The 17,386-nt window shown below is 55.5% G+C and carries 9 protein-coding genes; 2 read left to right on the top strand and 7 right to left on the bottom strand.

Annotated features, from left to right (window positions below):
- Both ACL2XQ_RS00145 and thiH read left to right on the top strand, forming a co-directional pair.
- Positions 1-786 (top strand): thiazole synthase, encoded by a 786-nt coding sequence (locus tag ACL2XQ_RS00145; RefSeq protein ID WP_410012665.1) that lies wholly within the window; start codon positions 1-3, stop codon positions 784-786.
- Positions 786-1,922, top strand: coding sequence for a 2-iminoacetate synthase ThiH (gene thiH, locus ACL2XQ_RS00140; protein ID WP_410012666.1), 1,137 nt, complete (start codon positions 786-788; stop codon positions 1,920-1,922). Before ACL2XQ_RS00145 ends, thiH begins: the two co-directional genes overlap by 1 nt.
- 118 nt (positions 1,923-2,040) lie before the next feature.
- Here thiH and ACL2XQ_RS00135 read toward each other — a convergent pair whose 3' ends face one another.
- The 7 genes from ACL2XQ_RS00135 to rplK all read right to left on the bottom strand — a co-directional run bounded on the left by ACL2XQ_RS00135 (position 2,041) and on the right by rplK (position 17,297).
- On the bottom strand, positions 2,041-5,493 hold the full coding sequence (locus ACL2XQ_RS00135; RefSeq protein WP_413739908.1) for an inverse autotransporter beta domain-containing protein: 3,453 nt from the start codon (positions 5,491-5,493) through the stop codon (positions 2,041-2,043).
- A 592-nt stretch (positions 5,494-6,085) separates the two neighbouring features.
- A complete protein-coding gene (rpoC, locus tag ACL2XQ_RS00130; RefSeq protein ID WP_410012668.1) occupies positions 6,086-10,309 on the bottom strand; it encodes a DNA-directed RNA polymerase subunit beta' in 4,224 nt (1,407 codons plus the stop codon).
- 140 nt (positions 10,310-10,449) lie between these two features.
- On the bottom strand, positions 10,450-14,478 hold the full coding sequence (gene rpoB / locus ACL2XQ_RS00125) for a DNA-directed RNA polymerase subunit beta (RefSeq protein WP_410012669.1): 4,029 nt from the start codon (positions 14,476-14,478) through the stop codon (positions 10,450-10,452).
- A gap of 323 nt (positions 14,479-14,801) precedes the next feature.
- Entirely contained in the window at positions 14,802-15,167 is a 366-nt protein-coding gene (gene rplL / locus ACL2XQ_RS00120) for a 50S ribosomal protein L7/L12 (protein ID WP_410012670.1), read from the bottom strand.
- Positions 15,168-15,233: 66 nt separating this feature from the next.
- The gene (gene rplJ / locus ACL2XQ_RS00115; RefSeq protein ID WP_162368656.1) at positions 15,234-15,731 is read right to left on the bottom strand and encodes a 50S ribosomal protein L10; all 498 of its coding nucleotides are present in this window, start codon (positions 15,729-15,731) and stop codon (positions 15,234-15,236) included.
- 429 nt (positions 15,732-16,160) lie between these two features.
- Positions 16,161-16,865 (bottom strand): 50S ribosomal protein L1, encoded by a 705-nt coding sequence (gene rplA, locus ACL2XQ_RS00110; RefSeq protein ID WP_162368657.1) that lies wholly within the window; start codon positions 16,863-16,865, stop codon positions 16,161-16,163.
- A 3-nt stretch (positions 16,866-16,868) separates the two neighbouring features.
- Positions 16,869-17,297, bottom strand: a complete 429-nt coding sequence (gene rplK, locus ACL2XQ_RS00105; protein ID WP_162368658.1) for a 50S ribosomal protein L11 — start codon at positions 17,295-17,297, stop codon at positions 16,869-16,871.
- Between the last annotated feature and the right edge of the window lie 89 nt (positions 17,298-17,386).

Here is a 17,386-nt window from a genome sequence, read left to right as displayed (position 1 = left end):
ATGTTAACCATTGCCGATACCACTTTTACGTCCCGGTTGTTTACCGGCACCGGTAAATTCGCCACCGCGGAATTAATGCGGCAAGCCATCGCCGCGTCCGGCAGCCAATTGGTCACCCTGGCGATGCGCCGGGTGGACCTGCGCGGCGGTAATGACGCCATCCTGCCCGCCCTGCGCCAGGCAGGGGTAAAGTTACTGCCCAATACCTCAGGCGCAAAAACCGCCGAGGAGGCGGTGTTCGCCGCCCGCCTGGCGCGCGAGGCGCTGGGCACCCGCTGGATAAAACTGGAAATCCATCCGGATATGAAATACCTGCTGCCCGATGCGGTCGAAACGTTGAAAGCGGCCGAACAGCTGGTGCGCGAAGGTTTTGTGGTCTTGCCCTACTGCGGCGCGGATCCGGTATTATGCCGCCGTCTGGAGGAGGCCGGCTGTGCGGCGGTGATGCCGCTAGGTTCGCCGATCGGCTCCAATCAGGGTTTGATCACCCGCGATTTCCTGCGCATTATCATTGAACAGTCGGGCGTGCCGGTGGTGGTGGACGCCGGTATCGGCGCCCCCAGCCAGGCCCTGGAAGCGCTGGAAATGGGCGCCGACGCGGTACTGGTCAATACCGCCATCGCCGTGGCCCGCAACCCGGTGGCCATGGCCGGCGCGTTCAGGCTGGCGCTGGAAGCCGGCGCCCTGGCGCGCGAGGCCGGGCTTGCCGCCACGCTAACCCAGGCCAGCGCCACCAGCCCGCTAACCGGATTTTTGCGCCATCCCCAGGAAGAGGGGGCGGCCTGATGACATCTTTTCTTGACCACTGGCGCCGGCTCGGCTGGGACGACGCCGGACTGCAAATCCACGCCAAGACCGCGCGCGACGTGGAGCGGGCGCTGAATGCCCCGCGCCTGGACCGGCAGGATTTCATGGCGCTGCTGTCACCGGCGGCGCTGCCTTATCTTGAACCCATGGCGCAGCGTGCCCAGCAACTGACCCGCCAGCGTTTCGGCAATGTGGTGGGGTTTTATCTGCCGCTCTATCTTTCCAACCTGTGCGCCAATGATTGTACCTATTGCGGTTTTTCCATGAGCAATCACCTGAAACGCAAGACGCTGGATGAGCAGGAAATCATCCAGGAATGCGAGGCCATCCGGGCGATGGGTTTTGATAATCTGCTGCTGGTCACCGGCGAGCATAAGACCAAGGTGGGCATGGACTATTTCCGCCGTTACGTGCCGTTGATCCGCCGGTATTTCAGCGCGCTGATGATGGAAGTACAGCCATTATCCCAGGAAGATTACGCCGAGTTGAAAACCCTCGGCCTGGATGGGGTGATGGTTTATCAGGAAACCTACCATGAGCCAACCTATCAAAAACATCATCTGCGCGGGCAAAAAATGGATTTTGCCTGGCGGCTGGAAACGCCGGATCGGCTGGCGCGGGCCGGAATCGACAAGATTGGCCTGGGGGCGCTGATAGGATTGTCGGATAACTGGCGCACAGACTGCTATATGGTGGCCGAGCATTTGCTGTATCTGCAAAAGACCTACTGGCAAAGCCGCTATTCGCTTTCGTTCCCGCGCCTGCGCCCCTGCGCCGGAGGCATTACGCCTGCGTCCCTGATGAATGAATCACAGCTGTTGCAAGTGATGTGCGCCTTCCGGTTATTGGCCCCTGACGTAGAGCTGTCGTTGTCCACCCGGGAATCGCCCTGGTTTCGCGATCACGCGGTGCCCATCATGGTGAACAGCCTCAGCGCCGGGTCCAAGACCCAACCGGGCGGTTATGCCGGCGGCCGGCCGGAGCTGGAGCAGTTCGAGCCGCATGATAACCGCTCGCCGCAGGCCGTGGCGCGGATGGTAACAAAGGCCGGGTTGCAACCGGTATGGAAGGATTGGGACAATTATCTGGGCAGGTCGCCGACGCTGGTTAAATAAACGATGATGAGCACTTCGAGGATTTTAATCTGATTTATCGGCGGGACAATCATCAGTCCCGCCGATAAGTATGCCTTAATCAGCGCCAGCCTAGATTACTCCGGGCAGCGGAACATTTTTAATCGGCGCACACCACAAATCCCGCGTTCTCGCCTGATATCCCCATGAGCAATTTCAGTCCGTTCTGTTTGTTGAGAGCTTCGACGGCCGGGCCGGCTAAAACAATTGGGGATGCCGTACCAGACCAAATAAAGCCGCCGGGGGATAAGGGCCATCCACTCGTGCGCATTGTGCTATAGGCTGCCTGCAGAGAAGCAAAGGACGGCAATCTACAGTGTGAGCTTGCCAGTGAATAACTCGCCACTGCCCAATTTTCATGATTAAAACTCTCGCTGTAGCCGCCGGTGAGTTCTGAGGTAAGCCTGGGGCGCTGGATACCGCCGATGGACTCTACCATATGACCATAATAATTGGCGGCCGGAACGTTCGGGCTGGTGGCTACGGTAAAGATAACGTCTTGCGTCACACTTTTCCCCCCGGGTGCGACAACCTCAATAGTGGTTTTAACCCCCTTCCCCACAGGGTCGGTTAACGGAATGCTGATTTTACCCGTCGCCGTCACCACTCTGCCTTCATATTTTGGCGCATCGTTAATCAACAGCGTGGCACTTTCCGACCTGTTTTGCCGATTGACGGCGCCAAGGGAATGGATATTGATGAGCACATCGCCTGCCGGCGAACCGTCTCCCAAGGTCGCGTCCACCGTCAACATAATCTGCTCGCCGGCTTGCGCCTGCGCCTTGTCCACTGTGACTTTTAACTCAATGCTATCAGGAGTGAAATTCAGCTCTTTTACCATTTCGCTGATTTCGACGCCGTCCACTTTGGGCGCGACCCTGACTATGCCGGGTTTAGTACCCCGCACGGTGGCGGTATACGTGCCATCACTCTCGCTAAGAGGCGAGAGGGTCACGTTATCTCCCGGCGAAACGCTGAAAGCAAGCCGGGCGCCCAATCCGGCTACTGCCCGGCCGCTCGTATCCCTGGCGCTAAAGGTCAGCGTAGCGGTCTCGGTGTTATCCGCCGTCAGCGTATCCTTATCGATTGCAAAGGCGGATTCGGCTGCATCCACCGCCACGGCGATCAGGGTGATGGGCTTACTCAGGCTCGCCATGCGATCGCCTCCAACCGACGGCGTTATCGTATAGTGTCCCGGTACGGAGCCGAACAATCGGGCGACATAGGCCCCCTCACCATCAAACCGCGCATTTTCTTGTCTGAAACCCGTTAACGATGAAGGATGAAAATCAATATTGCCTACTGTTTTGGTCAGGTTGCCATATTCATCCCGCGGTATCAGCTTAAGCTCTACGCTATCTTCATCATTGGCTTTAAGCGGGTCCCCGCTGATGCTGAATACGGAATGAAGCTCGCTGAACGGGCCTGGCGTCAAGGTTATCACTTTCACCAAGTTGCTTAATTGCCGGCCGTCGATTGACGGCGCGATATCGATACTGCCCGCCACGATACCGCTCAGCCGGGCGGTATAATGCCCGTCGGTTTCCACCATGTCTGAAATCGAGATCCCCGCTGACGGCAAAGCGATAAATTTCAAACGCTCGCCCAGCGCCGTGACAAGCTTGCCGTCCTTGTCCTTGGCGATAAAGCGCAAGACAGTGAAGGCATCGCCCACCGTAAGCGTATCTTCGCCCACGCTGAAATCAGAGTGGCCTTCGTATGCCTGGGCCGCGCGCAGGCTGACGGTTTTCGCCAAGGCGTCCCTCTTCACGCCGTCCACAACCGGCGTAATGGTCACCGTCCCCGGTTGAGTGCCCTTTAAAGCGCTGCTATAGCTACCGTTATCTTCCTCTATCTCGGTCAAAACGGCGCCCTCTAACGCCGTCATAGCAAACACTAAGCGCGGACCGAGGCCGGTGAGGGCATTGCCGGCGCCATCCCTGGCGCTGAAGACGACCGTCGCCTGTTCGGCGCCGTCGGCAAGAATATTGTCGCGACTGATATCAAGCCCCGATCGGCTATGATCCAGATCCAACGACAGCAAGACAACGCTGATTGGCTGCAACGCTTGTCCGTGAATCATCGGCGTAATGACTGTCCGTCCGGTATCGCTGCCGGCGGCCAGGGTGGCCGAATAGACGCCGGCGGCGGTTTCACTGATATCACCCACCACCGGCGCGGCGCCGGTTACGCCGGCGCTTGCCGCGGCGAAAGCCTGGCCGTCCCCGCGTTCAAATGTAATATCCAACGTCAGCGCCTCCGCCATTCCACTCAACGGCTGATGGCTTTCATCCCTAAGACTGATTGATAGCAGGCTGGTTGAAACACCATCCGCCGGTAACCTGTCCGGCGTTGCCGTCGTGGACGTCGACGCCAGGCTGATGCCCAGACCGGTCACCGTAAGCTGGGTATAGGCGGGGCTTGAAGCGTTGCCTTTTTTATCATGGGCCGTTGCACCAATGGTATAACGATTTGTCGTGCCGGCGGGCAGATAGGACGGCAGGGTCACCGCCAGGATATGGGGCGCCGATTGCGTGATGGAACCGCCGGCGGCGATCAATTCCGCAGCATTCCACTCCACGCGGTCCAGGGCATGGGTAGCGGTAACCTGGGCGGTGATGGTGAGCTGTTGGCCGGAATTCCCGTTCAATCGCTCCGGCATCAGCAGGCGGATAGCATCCTGCTTTTGATAGTCCAGCACGATATGATTATTGCGCTCCACCAGATCATAACGGCTACCTGCCAGGGTTCGCCCGGCCGCAACGGCGGATGGGTCCACCTGGTCAAGCCACGAATCCCCCAGGCGGTAATTGATTTGCAGGTTGATACGGGAATCATGCTGCCCGCTCTTACCCTGGCGATGCTCACCGCCTAGGGTCAATAGCGGAAACGGCGTATAATTAAGCCCCAAGGTAAACGCATAGGGATCCCTTTGCCGATTGTTTTTGCCAAATAACGCCACCTCGTCGCCGCGATAGCTTTCATACATCAGCTTGCCGCCCAATTGCGGATGCGACGGCAGAAAAGCCTCGGCACGCAGGTCATAACCATTGGCCGGTCGTTCGTTATAATCCGCGAAATCCCGCGATTGGCGCCAACTGCTCAAGCGAAAATAGCTGTTGGCCGATAATTTCAGGTAATGGGTCCAGGCTTCCGCGCCGATCCCGGCCCGGCGATTTCTTCCGGTAAAGTCATTATCATAAAAAGTATTCACTCCGTACATCCAATCGCCGTAAAAAGTCCGCACGCCGCCGCCGATATTACCGGTATTACGGTGATCGTTATTGCGTATGCCCCCTTGGATGAATACCATAGCATCCTGGTTTTCATATAACGGCACCAAGAGATCGAGCGCGCTATTGTCCAGTTTGAATCGCTCATTGAGATTGAGCTGTAACCGCACGGTGCCGAATTGATCAAACCAGTCTTTGGCATAATGGCCCGCCCCGCTTACCAGCGCCGAACGCGCCATATTGAGCGCCGCTTTATCGCTTGGTTGTTCTGACAGCATATTCCCCGCCGACAGCGCATGGACGGCAATCTTATTCTCCACCGCGGCGGACTCCGGTTGTCCTAAGGCTGTCGCTGGAGCAGATGCTATACTGAGTGGGAACACGGCCTGCGCGGCAATGGCCACCCAGGCGACGGGCCGCCATAATGGGAAACGCCGGTTGTCGGCGGGTGTACGGGTGACTGAACATTTCTTAGGATCGGATATAGGGTATGAGGGCTTTCCTGGCATGAATTTTTCCTATTAATCGTCAGGGCGCGCTATTACATGGATAGTGATTATTCAGATATGGCTTCACTAATTCCTTTTTAATTTATTTATAATAACAATGCATAATTCCCCTTATCTTATATCGTTAATACAGCTTAATATTTTTTGGAAAATTAATTATTTGAATTACATTATCTGCAGGAAAAATAAAAACATCTTGATGAGATTATGATGTATTTCAGGGGAATTATTAAGGCGGATATTTAAATTACCAGAAACTCGTATTCTGAAAGAGAACACTATTTAAGTTAGTCACCATTAATATAATTCATACCAACAACTTCAATCTATGACTCAAACCCAGGCAAAAAAAAACCGCCCGGTCAGGGCGGTTTTATAGGACGTCAGGGGGACGGATTAACGATTATTTATCGTTATTGCCACCCAGACCGGCGTTAAGCAGTTCCGCCATGTTGGCGGACGCTTCATCAGCGGTGACCGACGGTACTACCGGCACTTCGCCCAAGGCGCGACGGCGCGCGCGATCCTGATGGTAGGCATAGCCGGTACCGGCTGGGATCAGCCGGCCGACGATGACGTTTTCCTTCAGGCCGCGCAGTTCATCGCGTTTCCCGGCAACGGCGGCTTCGGTAAGCACGCGCGTTGTCTCTTGGAACGAGGCCGCGGAGATAAAGGACTCCGTGGCCAACGAGGCTTTAGTGATACCCAGCAGATCGCGGCTAAACGTCATTTCAATCTTGCCGTCCGCATCCAGCTGGCGGTTGGCAATCTTGACGCGTGAGTATTCAGCCTGTTCGCCTTCCAGGAAGTCGGTGCCGCCGGCGTTAACGATGGTTGCTTTGCGCAGCATCTGACGAACGATAACTTCGATATGTTTATCGTTAATCTTAACGCCCTGCAGACGGTAAACATCCTGGACTTCGTTGACGATGTAACGGGTCACGGCATGGACACCACGCAGACGCAGGATGTCATGCGGTGATTCCGGTCCGTCGGAAATCACGTCGCCGCGTTCCACGCGTTCGCCTTCGAACACGTTGAGCTGGCGCCATTTCGGTATCATCTCCTCGTAGGCATCGCTGCCATCGATCGGCGAAATGACCAGGCGACGTTTGCCCTTGGTTTCTTTACCGAAAGAAACAATACCGCTGATTTCAGCCAGGATGGCCGGCTCTTTCGGACGACGGGCTTCGAACAGGTCGGCTACACGCGGCAGACCACCGGTGATATCCTTGGTACCGCTCGATTCCTGCGGCAAACGCGCCAGGGTGTCGCCGCCGGTGATAGCCAAGCCATCTTCCAGCTGGACGATGGTTTTACCCGGCAGGAAGTACTGCGCCGGCATATCGGTACCGGGGATCAGCACGTCATTGCCATTGGCATCGACGATTTTCAGCGCCGGGCGCAGGTCTTTACCGCCACCGGTACGTTCCGCCGTATCCAATACCACAATAGAAGACAAACCGGTAAGTTCGTCGGTCTGGCGGGTAATGGTCTGGCCGTCGATCATGTCGGTGAAGCGCATAAAGCCGCTCACTTCGGTGATCACAGGCATGGTATGCGGATCCCAGTTGGCAACCGTTTCGCCGCCCAGGACTTCGGAACCGTCGCCCTTGGCCATAACAGCACCGTAAGGCACTTTATAGCTTTCCTTGGTACGGCCGAATTCGTCGATCAGCTTCAGTTCGGTATTACGCGACGTGATAACCAGTTTACCCACGCCATTGACAACGAACTTGGCGTTGTTCAAGCGGATGGTACCCTTGTTTTTCACCTGAATGCTGGATTCGGCGGCGTTACGCGAGGCGGCGCCACCGATATGGAACGTACGCATGGTCAGCTGGGTGCCCGGTTCGCCGATGGACTGCGCGGCGATAACGCCGATAGCCTCACCTTTGTTGACCAGATGCCCGCGGGCCAGATCGCGGCCGTAGCAGTTCGCGCACACGCCGAAGTCGGTTTCGCAGGTGACGACCGAACGCACCTTGATGATATCCACGGAATTTTCTTCCAGGATGTCACACCATTGTTCGTTCAGCAGCGTATTGCGCGGCATCAGAATGTCGGCGGTACCCGGCTTGAGAACGTCTTCAGCCGTAACACGGCCCAATACACGTTCACGCAGCGGTTCCTTAACGTCACCACCCTCGATGACCGGGGTCATGGTCACGCCGGCATGCGTACCGCAATCGTCTTCGGTCACCACCAGATCCTGCGCCACGTCGACCAGGCGACGGGTCAGGTAACCGGAGTTCGCGGTCTTCAACGCGGTATCCGCCAAGCCTTTACGAGCACCATGGGTCGAGATGAAGTACTGAAGCACGTTCAGGCCTTCACGGAAGTTCGCGGTGATCGGCGTTTCGATGATGGAGCCGTCAGGCTTGGCCATCAGGCCACGCATACCCGCCAGCTGGCGAATCTGCGCCGCCGAACCACGGGCGCCGGAGTCGGCCATCATAAAGATGCTGTTGAAGGAAACCTGGCGCTCTTCCACGCCGTCACGGTTAATCACCGCTTCGGTGGACAGGTTGTCCATCATCGCCTTGGCAACGCGTTCGTTGGCCGCGGCCCAGATATCGATCACCTTGTTGTAGCGTTCGCCCGCGGTCACCAAACCAGACTGGAACTGCTCCTGGATTTCGGCCACTTCGGCTTCGGCTTCTTCAATGATGCCCGCTTTCTTATCCGGGATAACCATATCGTCGATACCTACCGACGAGCCCGAACGGGCGGCGTAGGCAAAACCGGTATACATGATCTGGTCGGCAAAGATAACGGTCGGCTTCAGGCCCAGCACGCGGTAACAGGTATTAAGCATCTTGGAGATGGCTTTTTTACCCAGCGCCTGGTTAACCAGCGCAAACGGCAGGCCCTTGGGCACGATCATCCACAGAATGGCGCGACCGACGGTCGTATCCACGATGTGGGTGTTCTCTACCCATTCGCCTTCTTCGTTCTTGGCATGCTCGGTGATACGCACCTTAACGCGCGCATGCAGCTCGGCAATGCCGCCGCGATAGATGCGTTCGGCTTCCTTCGGCCCGGTCAATACCATGCCTTCGCCTTTACCGTTCACACGGTCGCGGGTCATGTAATACAGACCCAATACCACGTCCTGGGACGGAACGATGATAGGCTCGCCGTTGGCCGGCGACAGGATGTTATTGGTGGACATCATCAGCGCGCGCGCTTCGAGCTGTGCTTCCAGCGTCAGCGGCACGTGCACGGCCATCTGGTCACCGTCGAAGTCGGCATTGTATGCCGCGCAAACCAACGGGTGCAGCTGGATGGCCTTACCTTCAATCAGTACCGGTTCAAACGCCTGGATACCCAAACGGTGCAGGGTTGGCGCACGGTTCAGCAGTACCGGGTGTTCGCGGATGACTTCATCCAGGATATCCCAAACAACGGCTTCCTCACGTTCAACCATTTTCTTGGCTGCTTTGATGGTGGTCGCGAGGCCACGCAGTTCCAGCTTGCCGTAAATGAAGGGTTTGAACAGTTCGAGCGCCATTTTTTTCGGCAGGCCGCACTGATGCAGACGCAGGTACGGGCCTACGGTAATCACGGAACGACCGGAGTAGTCCACGCGCTTGCCGAGCAGGTTCTGACGGAAACGACCCTGCTTGCCCTTGATCATGTCGGCCAGGGATTTCAGCGGACGCTTGTTGGAGCCGGTAATGGCCCGGCCGCGACGGCCGTTATCCAACAGCGCATCCACCGCTTCCTGCAGCATGCGTTTTTCATTACGCACGATGATATCCGGCGCGGCCAGATCCAGTAGACGTTTCAAACGGTTGTTACGGTTGATCACGCGGCGGTACAAATCGTTCAGATCGGAGGTCGCGAAACGACCGCCGTCCAACGGCACCAGCGGACGCAGGTCTGGCGGCAGTACCGGCAGCACCGTCAGGATCATCCACTCCGGCTTGTTGCCGGACTGGACAAAGGCTTCCAGCAGCTTGATACGCTTGGTCAGCTTTTTACGTTTGGTTTCGGAGTTGGTTTCATTCAACTCTTCACGCAGCGTTTCGCATTCCGCTTCCAGATCCATGTTTTTCAGCAAGGCCTGGATCGCTTCGGCGCCCATCTTGGCGTCGAATTCATCACCGAACTCTTCCAGCGCGTCCAGATACTGCTCTTCAGTCAGGATCTGACGACGCTCCAGATTGGTCATGCCGCCTTCGACCACCACATAGGATTCGAAGTACAGCACGCGTTCGATATCACGCAGCGGCATATCCAGCAGCAGGCCGATACGGGACGGCAGCGATTTCAGGAACCAGATATGCGCGGTCGGGGAGGCCAGCTCAATATGACCCATGCGTTCGCGACGCACTTTGGTCTGAGTGACTTCAACGCCGCATTTTTCACAGATAACGCCACGGTGTTTCAGGCGCTTGTACTTACCGCACAAGCACTCGTAATCTTTTACCGGCCCGAAGATTCGCGCGCAGAAAAGCCCGTCACGTTCAGGTTTAAACGTACGGTAGTTAATGGTTTCCGGCTTCTTGACTTCGCCGAACGACCAGGAACGGATCATATCTGGCGAGGCCAGAGCTATTTTGATCGCATCAAACTCTTCGGTCTTGGTTTGTGCTTTCAGAAACTTAAGCAAATCTTTCACGGATTGGCTCCTGTCGGAGTTAGACCTGTTAGGCGCCTGAAACGCTCAGGCGCCCTTATTACCGGTGCGAACGCACCCAAGCTGATCCCCCATCGTCTTTCAAGCCGCAGGTGCGCTGGCTGAAAGCCATAGGGGGTGAATTACTCTTCTTCCAGCTCGATGTTGATGCCCAGAGAGCGGATTTCCTTCAGCAACACGTTGAAGGACTCCGGCATGCCTGGCTCCATCGTATGATTGCCATCCACGATGTTTTTGTACATCTTGGTACGACCGTTAACATCATCCGACTTAACTGTCAGCATTTCCTGCAGGGTGTACGCGGCGCCATAGGCTTCCAGCGCCCACACTTCCATCTCACCGAAGCGTTGACCGCCGAACTGCGCCTTACCACCCAACGGCTGTTGGGTAACCAGGCTGTAGGAACCGGTGGAACGGGCATGCATCTTGTCATCAACCAAATGGTTGAGTTTCAGCATGTACATATAACCCACGGTAACCTGCCGTTCGAACTGTTCACCGGTACGGCCGTCAAACAAGGTGATCTGGCCGGAGGTCGGCAAGCCGCCCAACTGCAGCAGTTCCTTGATTTCTTTTTCCTTGGCGCCGTCAAACACCGGTGTCGCGATGGGCATGCCCTTCTTCAGGTTTTCAGCCAAACGGAACACTTCGTCATCCGTGAAGGTAGTCAAATCCACTTTCTGGCGCACATCATCACCCAGATCGTAGGCTTTCTGGATAAACTCGCGCAGCTTGGACACGTCTTCCTGGCGTTTAAGCATGGCGTTAATCTTGTCGCCGATGCCTTTGGCAGCCATGCCCAAATGGGTTTCCAGGATCTGGCCGATGTTCATACGCGACGGTACGCCCAGCGGGTTCAGAACGATATCCACGGGGACGCCGTTTTCATCGTAAGGCATATCCTCGATCGGGTTGATCTTGGAAATAACACCCTTGTTACCGTGACGGCCGGCCATCTTATCGCCTGGTTGGATCTGACGTTTCACCGCCAGGTAAACCTTAACGATTTTCAGCACGCCCGGCGCCAGATCATCGCCCTGGGTGATCTTGCGGCGTTTCGCTTCCAGCTTCTTCTCGAACACGGTTTTCAGTTCGTCGTACTGTTCCGCCAGTTGCTCAAGCTGATTCTGCTTGTCTTCATCGGTCAGACCCAGTTCCAGCCAGCGTTCGCGGGTCAGCTTGGACAGTTTTTCGTCTTCGATGCCGCCGGAAACCAGCACGTCATGGATACGGGCAAACAGGCCGGCTTCAAAAATCTGCAGCTCTTCGGTCAGGTCTTTCTTGACCTGCTTAAGCTGCATTTCTTCGATTTCCAGCGCGCGTTTGTCTTTTTCCACGCCGTCGCGGGTAAACACCTGCACATCGATAACCGTACCGGAAACGCCGTTAGGCACGCGCAGCGACGAATCTTTCACGTCGGAGGCTTTTTCGCCGAAGATGGCGCGCAGCAGTTTTTCTTCCGGAGTCAGCTGGGTCTCGCCCTTCGGCGTAACCTTACCCACCAGGATATCGCCGCCGGTCACTTCGGCACCGATATACACGATACCGGACTCATCCAGCTTGGAAAGCGCAGCTTCACCCACGTTCGGGATGTCGGCGGTGATTTCCTCAGGCCCCAGCTTGGTGTCGCGCGACACGCAGGCCAATTCCTGAATATGGATGGTGGTAAAGCGATCTTCCTGCACCACGCGTTCGGAGACCAAAATGGAGTCTTCGAAGTTGTAGCCGTTCCACGGCATGAACGCCACGCGCATATTCTGGCCCAATGCCAGTTCACCCAAATCGGTGGACGGGCCATCGGCCAGCACATCGCCGCGTTCTACCGGTTCGCCCAAGGACACGCACGGCATCTGGCTGATGCAGGTGTTCTGGTTGGAACGGGTATATTTAGTCAGGTTGTAGATATCGATACCCGCTTCGCCGGCCACCATTTCGTCCGGGTTAACGTTAATCACGATACGCGACGCATCAACATACTGGATGGTCCCGCCACGCTTGGCCACGGCGGTTACGCCGGAGTCAACGGCCACGGCGCGTTCCATGCCGGTGCCTACCAGTGGCTTGTCGGCGCGCAGGGTCGGCACGGCCTGGCGTTGCATGTTCGCACCCATCAGGGCGCGGTTGGCGTCATCGTGTTCCAGGAAGGGAATCAACGACGCGCCCACCGAGACGATCTGCTGGGTCGAGACGTCCATATAGTCGACCTGGTCGCGGGTGAACAGGCTCGATTCGCCTTTGCTGCGGCACGTGATCAAATCATCGACGAAATGGCCTTCTTCGTCGAGATTGGTATTGGCCTGGGCAATAACGAAGTTGCCTTCTTCAATCGCGGACAGGTAGTGGATCTCATCGGTGACCACATCTTCACGCACCCGGCGGTACGGCGTCTCAAGGAAGCCATATTCATTGGTCTGCGCATAGACGGACAGGGAGTTGATCAGACCGATGTTCGGGCCTTCCGGCGTTTCGATGGGACATACCCGGCCGTAATGGGTCGGATGCACGTCACGTACTTCGAAACCGGCGCGTTCACGGGTCAGGCCGCCTGGGCCCAACGCGGAAATACGGCGTTTATGGGTAATTTCCGACAGCGGGTTGTTCTGGTCCATAAATTGCGACAGTTGGCTGGAACCAAAGAACTCCTTCACCGCGGCCGAAATCGGCTTGGCGTTGATCATATCCTGCGGCATCAGCGTATCCAGATCGCCCAGGGACAGACGTTCTTTCACCGCACGCTCGACGCGCACCAGTCCGACGCGGAATTGGTTTTCCGCCATTTCGCCCACGGAACGGATACGACGGTTGCCCAGGTGGTCGATATCATCGACTTCGCCTTTACCGTTACGGATGTCGATAAGCTTCTTCATCACTTCAATGATGTCGAGCTTGCTCAGGATGCCCGAGCCTTCGATTTCCTCACGCAGCAGCGACCGGTTGAACTTCATGCGGCCAACCGCGGACAGATCGTAACGATCTTCCGAGAAGAACAGGTTTTCGAACAGGTTTTCAGCCGCTTCGCGGGTCGGCGGCTCGCCGGGACGCATCATGCGGTAGATTTCAACCAGCGCGCTCAGGCGATCGCTGGTCGGGTCGACGCGCAGGGTCTCGGAGATATACGAGCCATGGTCCAGATCGTTGGTAAACAGCGTTTCGATACGCTTATGTCCCGCCTGGCTCAGTTTCGCCAGCAGGTCCAGCGTCAGTTCCATATTGGCCGGACAAATGATTTCACCGGTATTTTCGTCGATGTAATCCTTGACCACCACTTTACCGATAATGTACTCAACCGGTACCTGGATTTTATCGATGCCGTCTTTTTCCAGCAGGCGAATATGACGCGCGGTAATACGGCGGCCTTTTTCGACATAGACGGTACCGTTGGCTTCGATATCAAACGAAGCGGTTTCACCACGTAAACGCTCAGGAACCAGTTCCATCTGCAGTTTATTGTCGTGAATTTCATAAATGACTTTGTCAAAGAACGTATCGAGAATCTGCGCGGTGGTGAAGTTAAGCGCGCGCAGTACGATAGTCGCGGGCAGCTTGCGCCGACGGTCGATACGTACGAACAGGTTGTCTTTGGGGTCGAATTCAAAATCCAGCCAGGAACCGCGGTAAGGGATGATACGTGCGTTATACAGCACTTTACCGGACGAATGCGTCTTGCCCTTATCGCTGTCAAAGAATACGCCGGGGCTACGATGCAACTGGGAGACGATAACACGCTCGGTCCCGTTGATAACAAACGTCCCGTTATCGGTCATGAGCGGAATTTCGCCCATGTAGACTTCCTGTTCCTTGATATCTTTAACCGTGCCTTCCGGTGCTTCACGCTCGTAAATCACGAGGCGCAGTTTTACACGCAGCGGTGCGGAGAAGGTGACTCCACGAATCTGGCACTCTTTGACATCAAATACAGGCTCGCCCAGACGGTAACTGACGTATTGCAGTTCCGAATTGCCGCTGTAGCTTTGGATGGGGAACACAGAACGGAATGCTGCTTCTAGTCCGTACTGCCCTTCCGGATCTTGCTCGATAAACTTCTGGAACGAGTCAAGCTGTATGGAAAGGAGATATGGGATGTCCAACACTTGGGGACGTTTCCCAAAATCCTTACGAATGCGTTTTTTTTCGGTATAGGAGTAAACCATAGGGTTCCTCAGCTCGCTGATCAGTGACCCACTCTGTCCGCCCAAGAAGGACAGGTCATGCAACACAATTTCTCTCGTTCGGAAAGAAAATTCCCCTTCCGCAATACCTGTTTCTATCACTCTTAAACCATTTCGTCGCACTTTGCTAAACCAGGGAGGCTCGACAGGAGGTGCAATATATTAAGTCGTCGATAGAGAAAGATATTGGGGTTGGCCAGTGGTTAAATCGTGTCAAACCCCACTGACGCCCTACAGCGCAAAAAGGCTGGTGACCAAAAAGTCACCAGCCATCAGCCTAGGTTCAGGCTGCAACCTGGGAGGTCTTACTTAACCTCAACAGAAGCACCAGCTTCTTCCAGGGCTTTCTTCAGTGCTTCGGCGTCGTCTTTGTTCACGCCTTCTTTCATGGTTGCCGGAGCAGATTCAACCAGATCCTTGGCTTCTTTCAGGCCCAGGCCGGTAGCAGCACGGACGGCTTTGATAACCGATACCTTGTTGCCGCCGATAGCGGTCAGGACAACGTCGAACTCGGTTTTTTCTTCAACGACTTCAGCCGGGCCGGCAGCAGCTGCAACAGCGGTAGCAGCGGAAACGCCGAATTTGGTTTCCATCATGGAGATCAGTTCAACGACGTCCATGACGGACATTTCTGCAACTGCGTCCAGAATTTGTTCTTTAGTGATAGACATAACAATAGTTCCTAAAATTCAGAAAGTGTTTATACGTTCGCAATAACAACCGAAAGGGTTGGCCAATTAAGCCGCTTCTTTCTGATCGCGCAGTGCAGCCAGTGTACGGACCAATTTGCCTGCAGAGGCTTCTTTCATGGCCGACATCAGGCGTGAGATTGCTTCATCGTAAGTCGGCAGAGTTGCCAGGCGATCGATATTGGCCGCCGTGATAACTTCGCCTTCAAAGGCTGCTGCTTTAACCTCAAATTTGGCATTTTCCTTGGCAAAAGCCTTGAACAGGCGAGCGGCAGCGCCCGGATGTTCGTGAGAAAATGCAATCAGGGTCGGACCGACAAACGTGTCTTTCAGGCATTCGAAAGGAGTGCCTTCTACGACGCGACGCAGCAAGGTGTTGCGAACAACACGCATGTATACGCCGGCTTCACGACCTGCTTTACGCAGTTCAGTCATTTTACCTACTGTAACGCCGCGAGAATCCGCAACGACAGCAGACAGCGCGCCTTTGGCTACTTCGCTGACTTCAGCAACAATCGCTTGTTTGTCTTGAAGGTTTAATGCCATTAGCTTGTGCTCCTGGATTTAGCCGGGGAAAAGCACCCGACACTCACTAGCTTAACGCCACAATGGCGATAAGCGGCTAAACACGGTGAGCAGAATCCAGCAAACGAATATGTTATTCAGCTTCTGTCACCGTCTACGCAGGACGATTAAGCATTTTACCCGCTCTATTTCATACTGCGAATGCCTTGGCTGCCCGCATTCACTCCAGCCCCTTACGTAAGTAAGCCACTGGCGATCGCTTGGTTGCCGCCTTCCTGCACCTCGAAATAGTTTAGGTAATATGCACCTGCGGTCTTGGACGGAGGCTTGGATAAGGCCAAGCTCCAACCGAAAATCTTGTTTTTTTTTCGTCCAGGCTAAACAACGGCCAATGACGAAACAATGGGCGTTAGATTCTAGACAAATCTTTCGCCCAAGTCAAAGGGGTAATTATGCAACAACCGTTGCCAGACCGCTTTGATCGATAGCCAGACCTGCGCCCATGGTGGTGGAGAGGCTGATTTTCTTGATGTACACGCCTTTGGCCTGTGTCGGTTTGGCTTTTTTCAGCGCAACCAGCAGGGATTCCAGGTTTTCTCTCAATTTGTCAGTATCGAAGTCCACTTTACCGATGGTGGTGTGGATAATACCGTTTTTGTCGTTGCGATAACGAACCTGACCGGCTTTGGCGTTTTTAACCGCTTCGGCGACGTTCGGGGTAACGGTACCCACTTTCGGGTTAGGCATCAGGCCGCGCGGCCCGAGGATCTGGCCCAGCTGGCCCACGACGCGCATGGCATCCGGGGAAGCGATAACAACGTCAAAGTTGAATTCGCCTTTTTTGATCTGATCGGCCAGGTCATCCATACCGACCAGGTCCGCGCCGGCTGCCTTGGCAGCTTCGACGTTGGCGCCCTGGGTGAAGACGGCTACACGTACGGTACGGCCGGTGCCGTTAGGCAGGACGGTGGCGCCACGAACGTTTTGATCGGACTTACGGGCATCAATCCCGAGGTTTACGGCAACGTCGATGCTTTCAACGAACTTGGCGGTAGCCAGTTCCTTGAGCAGCGCAACGGCTTCGTTGATGTCATATTGCTTAGTGGAATCAACTTTGTCGCGGATTACACGCATGCGCTTGGTCAGTTTAGCCATTTCTTAATCCTCCACTACCAGGCCCATGGAACGAGCAGTACCTTCAATGGAGCGGGACATAGCTTCCACATCGGCACCCGTCATATCCGCCGCTTTGGTTTCCGCGATTTCGCGAACCTGGGCGTGCGTTACTTTACCGACTTTTTCTTTGTTCGGCTTACCAGAACCAGACTTCACGCCTGCGGCTTTCTTGAGCAGCACGGCAGCCGGCGGGGTTTTGGTAACGAAGGTGAAAGAGCGGTCGGAGTAAACGGTGATAACAACCGGGATTGGCAGACCTTTTTCAATGCTTTCAGTCTTGGCATTGAAGGCTTTACAGAATTCCATGATGTTAACGCCCTGCTGACCCAGCGCTGGGCCGACCGGCGGACTTGGATTCGCCATGCCTGCTGCAACCTGCAGTTTTACATAGGCTTGTACTTTCTTGGCCATTTGAATTTCCTCTAGCGGGTGATAGCGCCGGTTAAGGCTCCCCAGTGTATAAGCTATTACATGCCCGTGGGCACATAAAAACGAAAGGC

It is taken from the genome of Sodalis sp. RH14 (assembly GCF_047324285.1).
In the GTDB taxonomy this organism is placed as follows: domain Bacteria; phylum Pseudomonadota; class Gammaproteobacteria; order Enterobacterales; family Enterobacteriaceae; genus Acerihabitans.
The sequence above is the reverse complement of the archived record's forward strand: the minus strand, read 5'-3'. Positions and strand labels throughout refer to the sequence as shown.